Genomic DNA, 14,108 nt, shown 5'->3' on the forward strand with positions numbered 1-14,108 from the left:
CCTAAACGGTAGGTTCAATCCCCAGGTGCTCAAAGGTGCGAAGGGTTGCCTGACGGCCCTGCGGCGTACGAATCATCAACCCGCACTGCAGCAGATACGGCTCATAGACATCCTCGAGCGTGCCCGGGTCCTCGCCCACCGCGCTGGCAAGGGTCGTAAGTCCCACGGCACGACCGGAGAACGTCTTAGCGAGCGTCTCCAAAATGCGAATATCCATCCAGTCCAGACCGAGCTCATCGATCTCGAAGAACTCGAGCGCCTGGCGACAGATATCGAGCTCGATGGGGCCGTTGCCGCGCACCTGTGCGTAATCGCGCACGCGCTTGAGCAGGCGGTTGGCAAGACGTGGCGTGCCGCGCGAACGCGAGCCGATCTCGAGTGCACTGGGATGGTCGATCGTCACGCCCAGGATAGTCGCCGAGCGCGTAACAATCTGCGCGAGTTCCTCGACCGTGTAGTAATCCAGGCGATATGAAATGCCAAAGCGGTCGCGCAACGGGCCGGTCAACATGCCTGAGCGGGTCGTTGCCGCCACCAGCGTAAACTTGGGAATATCCAGGCGAATCGAGCGCGCCGCCGGACCCTTGCCAATCACGATATCGAGGGCAAAGTCCTCCATCGCGGGGTACAGGACCTCCTCGACCGAACGGTTGAGGCGGTGGATCTCGTCGATAAACAGCACATCACCCGGCTGCAAGTTAGTAAGGATGGCTGCCAGGTCGCCGGTGCGCGCGATGGCAGGGCCACTCGTGGTCTTGATCTGAGCGCCCAGCTCGTTGGCGATAACCGTAGCCAGCGTGGTCTTGCCCAGACCCGGAGGGCCCGAGAAGATCACGTGGTCGAGCGTCTCGCCACGGCTCTGCGCCGCTTCGATCAACACGCGCAGGCTCTGCTTGATATGCTCCTGGCCGCAGTAATCGTCCAGGCGCTGGGGGCGCAAAGTGCGATCGACATCGAGGTCCTCGGCCGTCAGCTCCGAGCCCACCATGCGCTCGCCGTGCGCCATGGATGCCGCCGGCGAGTTGCCGGGCGTCGCCCACAGGTCCTGAGAGTCATCGGCTTCCCACATCACGCATCCATTCCGAGTCGCTTAAGCGCCGCGCCGAGCAAATCCTCGACACGCATATCCTGCCCATCATACCCGCTCAGAGCGACATCGGTCTCCTGCGGGCTAAAGCCCATGGAAAGGAGTGCCGCACGGGCGTCATCGATCGCCGAAGGAGCGGCGGCGGGCACGGGCATCGCAACCTGACCGGGGATCGCATCGACCGGCACAAAGCCCTTGTCCTTGGCAAAGGTGCTCTTGAGCTCCAAGATGAGGCGCTGGGCGGTCTTTTTGCCCACGCCGGGCACCTTGGCCATGCCCTTGTCGTCCTCGGCCATCACCAGGGAATACAGCTGTCCCACGGTATAGGTGGAAAGTACGGCGAGCGCCAAGCGCGGGCCAACGCCCGAGACGGACACGAGCCGGTCGAACATCGTGCGCTCATCCTTTGAAGAAAAACCGAAAAGTGTCATGGCGTCCTCGCGCACCTGCATACGCGTGTAGAGGCGGACCTCGCCGCCGGGCGTCGGCAACGTGGCCGCAGTGCTGCCCGAGATGCCGAGTTCAAAGCCAACGCCCGACACGTCGACGACGGCCGAGCTCATCGTGGCCTCGACAAGCGTTCCATGGAGCTGGGAAATCATCAGTATCCGGTTCCTCTCTGTTGATAGAACTCGCCACCGGTAAGGGCACGGGTGCGGCTGAGGTTTACGTGGCAGATGGCGCAAGCCAGGGCATCGGCGGCATGGTCGGGATGCGGGTCGTGGTCGAGCTGCGTGAGCGTACGAACCATATACGCGACCTGCCGTTTGTCCGCGGCTCCGGTGCCCACAACAGCCTGCTTAATCTGCATAGGCGTGTACTCGCCGATCTCGAGCGCGCACTCCGAAAGCGCCACAAGCGCAGCGCCGCGGGCATGTGCCGTGGGGATGGCCGAACGAACGTTGGCGCCAAAGTAGATGCTCTCGACAGCAGCCGTGTCGGGTCGATAACGCTCGACGACATCCTTAAGGTCATGGGCGATATGCGACAGGCGCACCGCGAGCGGGCTGCCCGCGCTGGTCTCGATACAACCGTAGGCACGGCAGCGAACCTCGCCACGTCGCTCCTCGATAATCCCCCAGCCCGTATGGGCCAAACCGGGGTCGATACCCAAAATGACCAAGCCAACCTCCCCTCGTCACAAATACAGCACAAGGCAAGGCCCCGAGCATCATTCACGAACGTCTGTTCTAGAATAACACAACAGAGACCGTATCTAGCAAGCAAGGTTGAACCATAGGTTGAGCATAAGTCAGCGAGCGAGTCCCTGCCGTGGCAAGGTGTCGCGAAAGAGGAGCGCCGCGTACTTCTGTACGCAAGCGACGGTTTGAGCGGCAGATTGACCGGCAGGGGCTCGCGCAGCGTCGACTCGTTACGCGGTTTGGCAAAACCGCGTAACCTTGCCCCTATCCCATAGTTAATTTTGAGAGAAAAAGGGGAACTGTCGGGGATCAACCGGCGGATGCGGCATCGGGCCACCCTGCGGGCCACCCTGGCCGCCCATCATCTTATCGATGGCGTCCTGGACCTCGCCCTCAAACTTCTTCATACCCTCGTGCAGGCGGCGCTGGCCGTCCTCGGAGCGCAGCTCCTCCATCTGCTCGGGCGAAATACCCAGTAGCTCGCCCAGCACGCCCATCATCTCGTTTCGCACGCGCTCGCTCGTATCCTCGTCAGCAAAACGGCGCACCTCGGCGCGCGCCAGCGAATCGACCGTCATACGCTCCTTGCCGTTAAGCCCCAGGTCGGACCACGCGAGCATGTACGGCCAGGCGCGCTCGACAAACGAACGGGCTGAGACGATCGACGCCGTCGGCAGCATGCGGCGGGCGGCCTCGCCCTGACGCACGAGCATCAGCAGCAGCGAGCAGGCCTCAGGCTTGCCAGCGGCCATCGGGATGTCGTCGAAAGATCGATTGCGGTCCACGTGCGCCTCGAGCGCGCCATCGACCTCACCCGGCTCAAGCCCGCCGAGCAGCTGTGCCGCGCGGTCGAGCATATCGACCGGACCGTCGAGCGTCGAGAGCGCCTGCGCCAGCACTCGCTCCATACAATCTTCCACCGCGTTGAGCGTCACGAGCTCTTGGGGCACCACGGCAGACGTGCGGTTGCGCACACGCGCCACAAACTCAAGCGTCGACAGGTACACATCGCCAAAGGGCGCGTAATCGCCCTGGTAGCCGCCGCAAAGCGCCGGCGCCGCCAGCGCGTACTCGGTTTTGGACAGCGGGCTCAGCGCCATCGCACCCAGCTCGAGCGCCGTGTCCTCCAGCATGAGGCCCAGCGTGCGCGAGCGCAGACGCTCGGCATCGCCCGCCGACACGTCGCGATCGAGCACACGCGCCGCATCCGGTGCATCGCGCTCGACGGTGCGAATGTGCAGACGCTCGGCGATGGCGCGGACGGCGGCACAGCGGGCAGCCTCGGCCTCTTCCTGCGCCGGCGTAAAGATACGGTTGCGCCCCAGCACCAGGCCAATCACATTACGCGGGCCCAGAGCGTCGACGGTCAGCGCCGCCAGCAGGGACGACGGCAAGTCGCCCTCGAGTGCCACCACAGCACGCGACGCACCGTGGGCTCGGGCGTTGTCGCGCACGGCGAGCACCAGCGCCTGCCACAGCCACTCCTCGGAACGGAACTCGGGCAGTTCGTGATCTTCCAGGGCATCGAGCATCACGCCGCGCTGAATCTCCTGAACCAGCAGGCTCTCCTCAAAACACGGCGCCTGGGCCACCACGCGACCACAGTCGTCGAGCACAAACGAACCGCCGGTATACACCGACTCGTCATAGGCACCGACCGGCGCCATGCAGGCAAACCACACGCTGCGCTTGGATGCGATCTTGCGGTAGGCGCCGCTGCGTACGGCGGCAATGGCGGCAGTCTCGCGGTCGGTCATGTCAAACGCGTTGAATTGGAAATACGCAATGAGGTCAACACCGGTCGGCAACATCTCGAGTTCGCGGTCCAAGTCAAAAATCACGGCGATGCGCACGCCGTCCACGTCGAACACCGGCGGCGCCCAACGCGTGTCGTTGTTCTCACCACGCTGCAGGGCAATGCTCGAACGCGCCGGCACCACATGACCGTCCTTGAGCATCATGTAGTCGAGCAGCGGCTGGCCCTCAAACGAAACCGCCGCGGGCACGATGCAAATCATGTCAAGCTCCTGGATACGCTCGGCGACACCAGTCAAGCCGGCAAGCATGTCGTGCTCAAAGTCGGCAGTGCCCACCAGGCCCCCGGGCATGGCGCCCATAAAGAGCGGAGCCGGAACGCACAGCACGCGCGCCCCGCGCTCGTGGGCCAGACGAGCCTGGTCCTCGATGCGGCCGCAAATGCCCTCAATATCACCCAGGCGCATATCGATCTGTGCAAGCGCGAGCTTCATGGCTCAGCCCTTTCCGTCGTAAACCATCGAAATCGTAGTAAAAGCGCCGGCCGCATGATGCAGTCGGCGCTCGCATGTGCATATGCTAGCTATGATACCCCGAGCGGGGGCGCGCTCCTAGAATGTCGCGGACCACAGCCCGTGCAGGTTGCAGTAGGCATAGACGGTACCGGTCTTGGAACCGCCGGCAAAAAACGTCGCGGGCTTCATGCCGGGCTCAAGGTAATGGACCTCTAAGCGGCCCTCGGCCTCAAGGGCGATCCACTCAATATAGTGCTCGGGCAGGCTGGGGTGCTCGACCGAGCCAACGCGTGCGCGAATCACGTGACCGTCGCGCTCGGTCTCGACAACAGGCACGTGCTTCTCGTGCGCCGCGTCCTCAGTGTTTGCGGTCAGTTCCGTGCAACCGGCAGGGGTTGCAACGTCGTTGCCAAGGGCGGCAATGAGCTTACCGTCGGGGTCCTTAAAGAATTTCGCCATGATGTTCTCCTTTGCTGACGTGCCAATGTTCTTGATGGTTCTTATGCCCAAAGGCAGACAAACCATCCACGGCATTGCAAATGAACACATAACGGGCGGGGACGATGGGGCAGCGTGCGCTATCCGCCCTGGCGGCCCCACCCGAGCGGGTTAGCGCCCGTCGCCGCCCAGCAGCGCCAGAACATCTTCGCGGGTAAACAGCGCCGAGGAGATGCCGTCGCCGCCGAGCACGCTGTTGACCAGGTCGCGTTTGGACTCCTGCATCTGCATGATGCGCTCCTCGATCGTGTCCTTGGCGATGAGCTTGTACACGGTCACGGTATGTTGCTGGCCAATACGATGCGCGCGGTCGGTCGCTTGGTCCTGCGCCGCCACGTTCCACCACGGGTCGTAGTGGATGACCACGTCGGCCGCCGTCAGGTTAAGGCCCACGCCGCCCGCCTTGAGCGAAATCAAAAAGACCGGAACCTCGCCCGCTTGGAACTGCGCGACCATCTTGGCGCGGCTCTCCTTAGACGAAGCGCCCGTGAGCTTAAGGAAGGCGATGTCCTCCTTGGCCAAGCGCTTACCGATGATATCGAGCATACCTGTAAACTGGCTGAACAACAGGATGCGATGCCCGCCGTCGAGTGCGCCGTGCACGAGCTCCATACACGTATCGAGCTTGGCGCTCCCCGCCTTGTAATCCTCGTAGTGTAGACGCGGGTCGCAGCAGATCTGGCGCAGCTTGGTGAGCTCGGCGAGCACCTTGAGCTTGTCCTTCTTAAACTCCCCAGCCTCGCGGTGCTGCACCTGCTGGGCGATGCGGTCCTGGTTGGCCAGGTAGAGCTTGCGTTGCTCGCCGGTAAGCTGTGCCATGACGGTGTCCTCGATCTTCTCGGGCAGGTCGGCCACCACGTCTTCCTTAACACGGCGCAGCACAAACGGCGACACGAGCGCCTGCAGGCGAGCGGCGCTATCGCCCTCGGCATGCTCGACGGGGCTCTCAAAGCGCTTGGCAAACGACTCGCGCGTCCCCAAAAGGCCCGGCATCAAAAAGTCGAAGATGCTCCAAAGCTCGGACAAGCGGTTTTCGATGGGCGTGCCCGTCAGGGCAAAGCGCACGCCGGCAGGCAGGCGCTTTGCGGCGCGCGCCACCTGCGTGAGCGGGTTTTTAATGTACTGGGCCTCATCGAGCACCACGCGGGCAAAATCCTGCTCGACGTACTCGTCGATATCGCGCCGCATAAGATCATACGACGTCACAACCACGCTATGCTCGGCCACGCCGGCAATCTGTACACGACGTTGAGCTTTGGCGCCCACGATGGCGCACACATCGAGCGACGGGGCAAAGCGCTCCAGCTCGGCGGTCCAGTTGTACACGAGTGAGGCCGGGCATACCACGAGCGTGGGCTTGGTGTCCCCCGCCTCCACGCGCGCCAGAATATGCGCAATCATCTGGAGCGTTTTGCCCAGGCCCATGTCGTCGGCCAAGATGCCGCCAAGGCCCAGGTGTTCGAGCGAGCCGAGCCACTGGTATCCGTCGACCTGGTAGCCGCGCATCGTTGCCTTGAGCGAGGCGGGTACCGTAAAGTCCATCTTGCCGAGCGTGTCCAGGCGCTCGACGGTGCGGCGGAACGCGGCGTCGCGATCGGCCTCGAGCGCCGGCGTGCGCGCGAGCATGCTATCGACAAAAAGGGTGCTCGACGCGGGAAGCGACACGCCGTCGAGCAGGTCGACGGCATCGACACCCAGATCTTCGGCAAGGCCAAACGCGGCGCGCGCTCCCTCATCCAGGCGCACGATGTCGCCGGACGTCAGGCGCGCAAACGTCTGGTGGCGCTTGTACGAATCGAGATAGACGGCAAGGTCCGCGGCCGAAAGCCCGCTCGCGCCCAGCTCGACGTCGAGCAGGTTACTCTTGACGGTCGCACGCACCGAAAGCTTGGGCGCAGGGCGGACCGAGACCTGGCGCAGACGGTCACTGAGCATGACCTCACCCAGCTCGGACAGGGCGGACAGACCCTCGGTCAGCAGACAGAACAGGCTCTCATCATCGCGCTCCTCAAACGCCAGACCGCCCTTGTAGAAATCGAAGTACAGGGCCGCTGTATCCATAACGCGAAACTCCGCCACCTCGTCGCGAGGTGGCACACCGGGGCGCTGCTCTTCGAAGGGGCTGCCCGGAGCGCCCAGGCTAAAGAGATCCGCCGACCAATCGCCGTAGGTAACCGTAATTATGCAGGTCACGAGCCCATCGTCGACACCGATCGCCATAGCAAAGCTCGGCTCGGGTGCCACGGTATCGAGCGCGGCGGGCGCGGTGAGGTCGGTGTAGTCGCGCAAAATGGGCAGCGCCATACGGCAGAACTCACCCACCTGCTCGGCGGCAATATGGGCGGGCGTGCGGCACGGCAGCAAGCGCGACAAAAAAGGTGCGGCATGCTGAGCAAATGCAGCGTCGGTACGGCGCGCGCGGCGCGTGTCAACCAAGTAGGCGGCATCGCCCGACGCAAAGCAGTACATATCGGCGGGCAGGCGCAGGTCATAGCTACCACCAGCCGCCGGCGCGATTTTGGCGGCAAGCAGCGGTGGGCGCTTAGCGGATGCCTCGTCCTCCCCTTGCGGAGACAGCTCAACCGCCACGTCGTAGGTGCGATGCGTCGTCATCCCCCGCGACCAGGCGGGCTCAAAGGAGATGGTCTGGCCGCGCAGCAGGTCCAGCACATATACGATGCTATGCTCGGACAGCGGCAACTGACGCTCGGCAACAAAACCGCTGCGGGCAAAGTCGTACGACGCCGAACGCGAGCTTGTGATGTCATCGAGATAGGCAACTGTCGTCACAACAAGGTTGAGCAGCTTTGCCGATGTTTCGTCAAAGGCCTCAGGTGAATGGACAAACGTGAGCTTCTTGCCATAGGAGAACGTGCCGCCGCGCACGTAGGCATCGGCCATGCCGTCGATGTCCTTGACCACGTAGGAGACCGATCCACAGCGAATGCGGAACTCGAGCGCCCAGCTAAAGCGGTCAGCGAACAGCGGATTGTAGTACGGCACCAACGAGGGCTCCAATGCCGCTTTGGGGGCGTCGGGATCAACGGCACCGGCAAGCTTGCGGCGCATGCTCGCCAGCTCATCCATGCGCGCGTCCGAAAGATCGGAAAGCGCCGCCACAAGGCTCGGGCTCGTGGGGACGGGCGCCGGGAAGGGAAAGTTGGGGTTGACGGCCGGCGCGGCGGACGCGGCGCGCGCGGGCTGTTTCGGCTGCGCCGTAAACGTGCGAACCGGCGTGCGCAAACCTTCGACGGGCTCGGCGCCGCTGGCATCCAAATACGCCAGCGCCGTGGCAATAGCGTGCTTACACATACCGGGATAGCGGTATGCGGCGGGGCAGTCGCAGTCGTAGTCGATAACCTCGTGCTCGTCCATGTCGAGCGCCACGTGCGTCTTGTACAGGTCGCCGCGCGAGCCGCGCACCGAGCCCTCAACCGTCACGTTTTTGGAGAAGCGCGAGCCGCTGTCCTCGATCGACAGCACGGCGCCGTTAAGCATGAGCGAACGCCCCTTCATAAAGGTGCCGCTCAACGCCGCCTCTTTGCGAAGCGCCTGCACAAACGTCCCCTGCGCCATCACTTCCTCCAATCTCACCCGGGGTAGCTTAGATCACCGTCACGCGGCCTTGGTTACCCACGATGGCCTTAGCCTCGGCCAGCAGCGGAATCGAGCGCGCGTTGACCTTGGCAGGCACCTCGGCGCGCAGCACGCGCCCGTCCACCTGCTCGATAAAGATCTCCACGCGATCGCCACCCGGGTTAGCGGTGAGCACCGTGGCCAGGCGCGCCATATTGCCCTGGCTAAAGCGGCTGTTGGGCACCATGACCTCAAACACCTTGGGCTTGTTATTCTCCTCGTTGAGCTCCAGCGGCACAATCTCCTGCGCGATGATCTGGTCACCGCGGTCCGAGCGCTCGAGCTTGCCCTTGATGCGCACAAAGGCGTCGGACAGCTGCGCGCCTGTCTCGGGATCGACCTCGCCGTACAGGTACCCCTCGGCCTCCTTGTAGGTCTTGGGGAACACCACGACGGTGGCCTCTCCTTCCATGTCCTCGAGCTGCACGATGCCCATGGGGTCGCCGTTTTTGGTCACGCGCTTGGACACGCTCGAGACCATACCGGCCCACCACAGCGCCTTGCCCTCGGGAATCTCCTGGTTGATGGTGCCGCCCGTAGGATTCTGAACTTCGTAGCCGGTATCGATCTGCGAGAACGAGAAGTCGCGCGCCTTGGCTAGTGCATACTCAAACGGGCGCAGCGGGTGGTCCGAAACATAGATGCCCAGAACCTCTTTCTCCTGGCTCAGCTTGAGGTGGCGGTCCCATTCCTGGCCGTCCGGATCTGGCACGCTCACCTCGAAGCCCGAGCCCTCAACGTCGCCAAACATATCGAAGAACGAGGTCTGGCCGCTCGCGCGGTCCTTCTGGCGCTTTATCGCGGCATCGATGATGTTCTCGGGGTTGTTCTTATCCACAAAGTGCATCATCTGGCGACGCGGATACCCCGTGGAGTCGAAGGCGCCTGCCTTGATCAGCGATTCGATTACGCGACGGTTGGCCTGGCTCGAGTCCACGCGCTCGACAAAGTCGTGCAGCGTCTTAAACGGGCCGCCCGCCTCGCGCTCGGTGATAATCGCCTGCGCCACGCCGGTACCCACGCCGCGGATGCCGGCCAGACCAAAGCGCACGCCCTCCTTGGTAGCCGTGAACTCGGTGCCGGACTCGTTGACATCTGGCGACAGCACGGGGATGCCGTCGTGACGGCATGCCGAGACGTAGTGCACGATTTTGTCGGTCTTACCCGTATAGGACGTCAGAACGGCCGCCATGTACTCGTGCGGATAGTGCGCCTTGAGCCACGCCGTCTGCATAACCAGGATGGCGTAGCCGGCAGAGTGCGACTTGTTAAAGGCGTAAGACGCGAACTCGAGAACATCGTCCCAAATCTTCTGGGCGACCTCGCGCGTGTAGTTGTTCTTGATAGCGCCGTTCATCCAGTGGTCGTAGGTGGTCTCGTCCGAGCCATCCTCCCAGTGCAGCACCGTCGACGTGAGCAGTTTGATCTTCTTCTTAGCCACGGGCTTACGGATACGCGAGTCCGATTCGCCCTTGGAGAAGCCGCACATCTCGACGGAGATGAGCATAACCTGCTCCTGGTAGACCATGGTGCCGTAGGTTTCGCCCAGGATGTCGTCCAGGCGGTCGTCGTAGGAGACGGCCGGCTCCTTGCCGTTCATACGGTTGATGTAGGACGAAACCATGCCGGCGCCCAGCGGGCCCGGGCGGTACAGGGCGATCAATGCCACGACGTGCTTGTACTCGGTGGGCTTCATGTTCTTGATCGTGGCCGTCATGCCGGCGGACTCGACCTGGAAGACGCCGGCGGTATGGCCGGAGCCCATGAGCTTAAAGATCTCGGGGTCGTCAAAGGGGATCTCTTCCTCTTTGATGTCGATGCCGAAGTTCTTTTTGATGTTTGCCTTGGCCTTGGAGATAACCGTCAGCGTGCGCAGGCCCAAGAAGTCCATCTTGAGCAGGCCCATGTCGGCAACGGTATGACCTTCGTACTGGGTAATCTCGACGCCGCCCTTGGTGTCGAGCTTGGTGGGCACGTGCTCGTTGACGGGGTCGCGGCAGATCAGAACGGCGCACGCGTGCACACCCTCGCCACGGGTAAGGCCCTCAATCGAGAGCGCCGTGTCGATGATGCGGCGGGCGTCGTCGTCCTTTTTATAGGCCTCGGCAAAATCGGGGTTAAACAGATCCTCTTTGCCGGGTTGCTTTTCGAGCACCTGCTTGAGCTTGACCTTGGGGTCGCTCGAGACCATCTTGGACAGACGCTGGCCCATGTAGACCGGGTAGTCCAGGACGCGCGCAGCGTCGTTGATGGCCTGCTTGGCCTTAATGGTCGAGTAGGTGATGACGTGGGTGACCTTCTCGGGGCCGTAGAGCTGGCGAACGTGCTCCACGACCTCGAGGCGCCGCTCATCGTCGAAGTCCATATCGATATCGGGCATCTCGGTACGCTGCGGGGACAGGAACCTCTCGAACATCAGACCGTTCTCGAGCGGGTCGAACGCGGTGATGTTCATGGCGTAGGCGACGATAGCGCCGGCGGCCGAGCCACGGCCGGGGCCGACGCCGATGCCGTTGTCCTTGGCCCATTGCACGTACTCGGCAACAATCAAGAAGTAGGCGGCAAAGCCCTTGTCGCAGATGACTTTGTATTCGTACTCAAAGCGCTCTTTGATGTTGACGCCACCAATCTCGCGCGTGGCCCAGTCGTCGCCGTAGTGCTGGCGCAGGCCCTTCTCGCACTCGCGGCGGAACTGGCTCTCGTGCGTCTCGCCGGGATCGAGCAGCGGGAAGCGCGGCAGGATGATGGAGTCCCAGTCCAGCTCAACGTAGCACTTGTCGGCGATCTCGAGCGTGTTGTCGCAGGCCTCGGGGCAATACGGGAACATCGCCCGCATCTCCTCCTCGGTCTTCATGTAAAACTCCGAGCCAGTCATGCGCATGCGGTTAGGGTCGTCGACCTTGGCGTTCATGCCAATGCACATGATGACGTCCTGCACGGGCGCGTCCTCGCGGCGCAGGTAGTGGAAGTCGTTGGTGGCGATGACCTTGACGCCCACCTGCTTGGCGATATCGATGAGCGTACGGTCCATCTGCTCGTCGGTCAGACCATTGTCGGTAGTGATGCCGTGTTCCTGGATCTCGATGTAAAAGTCGCCGGGTTCGAAGGTATCGCGGAAGGTCTCGGCCCACTTGATGGCGCCCTCCATGTCACCGCGGTCGATGTATTTGGGGATGATGCCCGCGATGCAGGCGCTCGTGCAGATCATGCCCTTGGCGTGGCGGCGCAGGTTGTCGAGCGTCACGCGCGGCTTATAGTAAAAGCCCTGCACGGCGGCCTCGGAGACCGTCTGCATCAGGTTGACGTATCCCTCCTGGTCCTTGGCCAGAAGGATCATGTGGTAGAGCTCGGGCTTATGGTCGCGGGCAAGCGTCTCGTCCGGCGTAAAGTAGACCTCGCAGCCAAAGATGGGCTTGATGACCAGAGGCGGCTTGAGCTCGTCGATGTTGCCCTTCTCGTCCCACATGGCCATGTCCTTCACATACTGGGCATGCTCGCGCGGGCTGGACTCGGGATCGGGCTCCACCAGCTCGTCGCGGCGGTCCTTTTCCAAGAAGGCCTTGTCGTGGCTCCAGGTTTTGTACTCGGGCGTGTTGTGGTTGACGGCGTCGCAGGCCAGCGCCAGGTCGGGTACGCCATACATGTAGCCGTGGTCGGTAATGGCCACGGCGGGCATGCCCAGCTCAACGGCACGATTGACCATATCCTGGATACGGGTTGCGCCGTCGAGCATGGAGAAAACAGTGTGATTGTGCAGATGGACGAATGCCATGTGATGAGCTCCGATGCGGGTTCGTGTTCTGACTGAACGATTTTACCCCACGGCACGGACAGCGCCCGAACCTAGCCAAACCCACACGGGCAGTCTTTTTGGGACGTGTCTTTTTTAGCTGCTTTGACCTGATTGCTTCATTCGTCGCAAAGGGGCCGGACCGCGACCCCATGTCGCGGTCCGGCCCCTGAGGAAAGCTCAGCTCAGGTCCTCGCCGTTTGAGGCAATTACCTTGCGATACCACTCGAACGATCTTTTCTTGCTGCGCCGACGTGTGCCGTGTCCTTCGTCATCGAGGTCGACATAAATGAAACCGTAGCGCTTGCGCATCTGGCCCGTTGCGACCGAAACCAGATCGATCGGTCCCCAGCACGTGTAGCCCAGGAGGTCCACCCCGTCGATTTCGACGGCGTCCTTCATAGCCTGGATGTGCTCGCGCAGGTAATCGATACGGTATCCATCATCCACAAAGCCGTTCTGATCCGGCTCATCCGGGGCTCCGAGACCGTTCTCCACGATAAAGAGCGGCTTTTCGTACCGGTCGTATATGTCGTTCATGGTGATGCGCAGCCCTGCGGGATCGATGAATCTGCCCCATGGCTCCATCTTGAGGTAAGGGTTGGGGGCACTCTTGAGTAGATTGGAGTCGAACTGCCCCTCGGTGTTTGCCTGCGCCACGCGCGTCGAGTAGTAAGAGAAGCCCACGAAGTCCACCGGATTCTGCGCAAGGACCTCCTCATCGCCCTCCGCCCAAGGAATCGCGAACCCTTGACGCTCATACTCCGTGAGCATGTAGCACGGATAGTGGCCGCGCACCTGCACGTCGGTGAACATGTAGTGCTTGCGATTCTCGTCCTGAGCCGTTTTAACGTCGGCAGGGTTGCAGGTAGCAGGATAGAAAATACCCGCATTGAGCATGCAGCCGATTTGCGCACCAGGGATGATCTCATGGCAGGCGCGCACCGCGCAAGCACTCGCCACGAGCACGTGATGCACCGCGTTATGAACGGAGACGTAGCGGTCCTCCCCCTCATCAAACACGATGCCTGCCGCCATGAAGCACGCAGAGGTCATGATGTTGATCTCGTTGAACGTGAGCCAAGAGCGCACTTGATTGCGGTAACGTGCGAACACAGTGCGAGCGAAGCGCTCAAACATGCCCACGAGAGCGCGGTTGCGCCAACCGCCGTATGCCGTAACAAGATGCATGGGCACGTCATAGTGGTTGAGCGTCACCACCGGCTCGATGCCCTGTTCGAGGCAGGCGCGAAACACATCCTCATAGAACGCGAGGCCCTGCTCGTTGGGTTCGGAGTCATCCCCGTTGGGGAATATACGGCTCCATGCGATGGAGAGGCGCAGAGCCTTGAAGCCCATCTCGCCGAAGAGCGCGATGTCCTCGCGGTAATGATGATAGAAATCGATGGCCTGTTGGGCCGGGTAGTAATGGTCGGACAGCGGCTCGAGCGGAACGTCGTCACCCCTGATGACGGCGAGACGGTCCCGCCCGTACGGCAGAAGATCCGCGTTGGCGAGCCCCCGCCCGCCCTCGTCCCAGGCACCCTCACACTGGTTGGCGGAAAGCGCGCCGCCCCAGAGGAAATCAGAACGCAATGGCATGGGAGTCCTCCTTATCTTGCTTTTAGTGCGAACGGGCACCACCATGCAGCGGTGCCCGTCCGGGTTCATGGGGCCCCAGTTCC

The 14,108-nt window shown here is 62.4% G+C and carries 8 protein-coding genes; all 8 read right to left on the bottom strand.

Features of this window, described 5'->3' with window-relative positions; genetic code table 11:
• Nucleotide 1: 1 nt before the first annotated feature.
• The gene (ruvB, locus tag DXD48_RS06600; RefSeq protein WP_022095140.1) at nt 2–1,069 is read right to left on the bottom strand and encodes a Holliday junction branch migration DNA helicase RuvB; all 1,068 of its coding nucleotides are present in this window, start codon (nt 1,067–1,069) and stop codon (nt 2–4) included.
• Entirely contained in the window at nt 1,069–1,689 is a 621-nt protein-coding gene (ruvA, locus tag DXD48_RS06605) for a Holliday junction branch migration protein RuvA (RefSeq protein ID WP_117564493.1), read from the bottom strand. Before ruvA ends, ruvB begins: the two co-directional genes overlap by 1 nt.
• On the bottom strand, nt 1,689–2,210 hold the full coding sequence (gene ruvC / locus DXD48_RS06610) for a crossover junction endodeoxyribonuclease RuvC (RefSeq protein ID WP_022095142.1): 522 nt from the start codon (nt 2,208–2,210) through the stop codon (nt 1,689–1,691). The genes ruvA and ruvC overlap by 1 nt, the downstream gene beginning before the upstream one ends.
• 294 nt (nt 2,211–2,504) lie before the next feature.
• Nucleotides 2,505–4,478, bottom strand: coding sequence for a hypothetical protein (locus DXD48_RS06615; RefSeq protein WP_117564494.1), 1,974 nt, complete (start codon nt 4,476–4,478; stop codon nt 2,505–2,507).
• Nucleotides 4,479–4,595: 117 nt separating this feature from the next.
• Nucleotides 4,596–4,958, bottom strand: a complete 363-nt coding sequence (locus DXD48_RS06620; RefSeq protein ID WP_089572163.1) for a desulfoferrodoxin family protein — start codon at nt 4,956–4,958, stop codon at nt 4,596–4,598.
• A 150-nt stretch (nt 4,959–5,108) separates the two neighbouring features.
• The gene (locus tag DXD48_RS06625) at nt 5,109–8,573 is read right to left on the bottom strand and encodes an SNF2-related protein (protein WP_117564495.1); all 3,465 of its coding nucleotides are present in this window, start codon (nt 8,571–8,573) and stop codon (nt 5,109–5,111) included.
• A 28-nt stretch (nt 8,574–8,601) separates the two neighbouring features.
• The gene (gene dnaE / locus DXD48_RS06630) at nt 8,602–12,405 is read right to left on the bottom strand and encodes a DNA polymerase III subunit alpha (protein ID WP_117564496.1); all 3,804 of its coding nucleotides are present in this window, start codon (nt 12,403–12,405) and stop codon (nt 8,602–8,604) included.
• 198 nt (nt 12,406–12,603) lie between these two features.
• The gene (locus tag DXD48_RS06635; RefSeq protein ID WP_117564497.1) at nt 12,604–14,025 is read right to left on the bottom strand and encodes a 6-phospho-beta-glucosidase; all 1,422 of its coding nucleotides are present in this window, start codon (nt 14,023–14,025) and stop codon (nt 12,604–12,606) included.
• Nucleotides 14,026–14,108: the final 83 nt, after the last annotated feature.

The organism is Collinsella sp. TM05-37 (assembly GCF_003436455.1).
GTDB lineage: Bacteria > Actinomycetota > Coriobacteriia > Coriobacteriales > Coriobacteriaceae > Collinsella.

Coding starts and splice junctions, on each gene's coding strand:
- ruvB (WP_022095140.1), bottom strand. CDS start 1,069: ATGTGGGAAGCCGATGACTCTCAGGACCTGTGGGCGACGCCCGGCAAC.
- ruvA (WP_117564493.1), bottom strand. CDS start 1,689: ATGATTTCCCAGCTCCATGGAACGCTTGTCGAGGCCACGATGAGCTCG.
- DXD48_RS06615 (WP_117564494.1), bottom strand. CDS start 4,478: ATGAAGCTCGCGCTTGCACAGATCGATATGCGCCTGGGTGATATTGAG.
- DXD48_RS06620 (WP_089572163.1), bottom strand. CDS start 4,958: ATGGCGAAATTCTTTAAGGACCCCGACGGTAAGCTCATTGCCGCCCTT.
- DXD48_RS06625 (WP_117564495.1), bottom strand. CDS start 8,573: ATGGCGCAGGGGACGTTTGTGCAGGCGCTTCGCAAAGAGGCGGCGTTG.
- dnaE (WP_117564496.1), bottom strand. CDS start 12,405: ATGGCATTCGTCCATCTGCACAATCACACTGTTTTCTCCATGCTCGAC.
- DXD48_RS06635 (WP_117564497.1), bottom strand. CDS start 14,025: ATGCCATTGCGTTCTGATTTCCTCTGGGGCGGCGCGCTTTCCGCCAAC.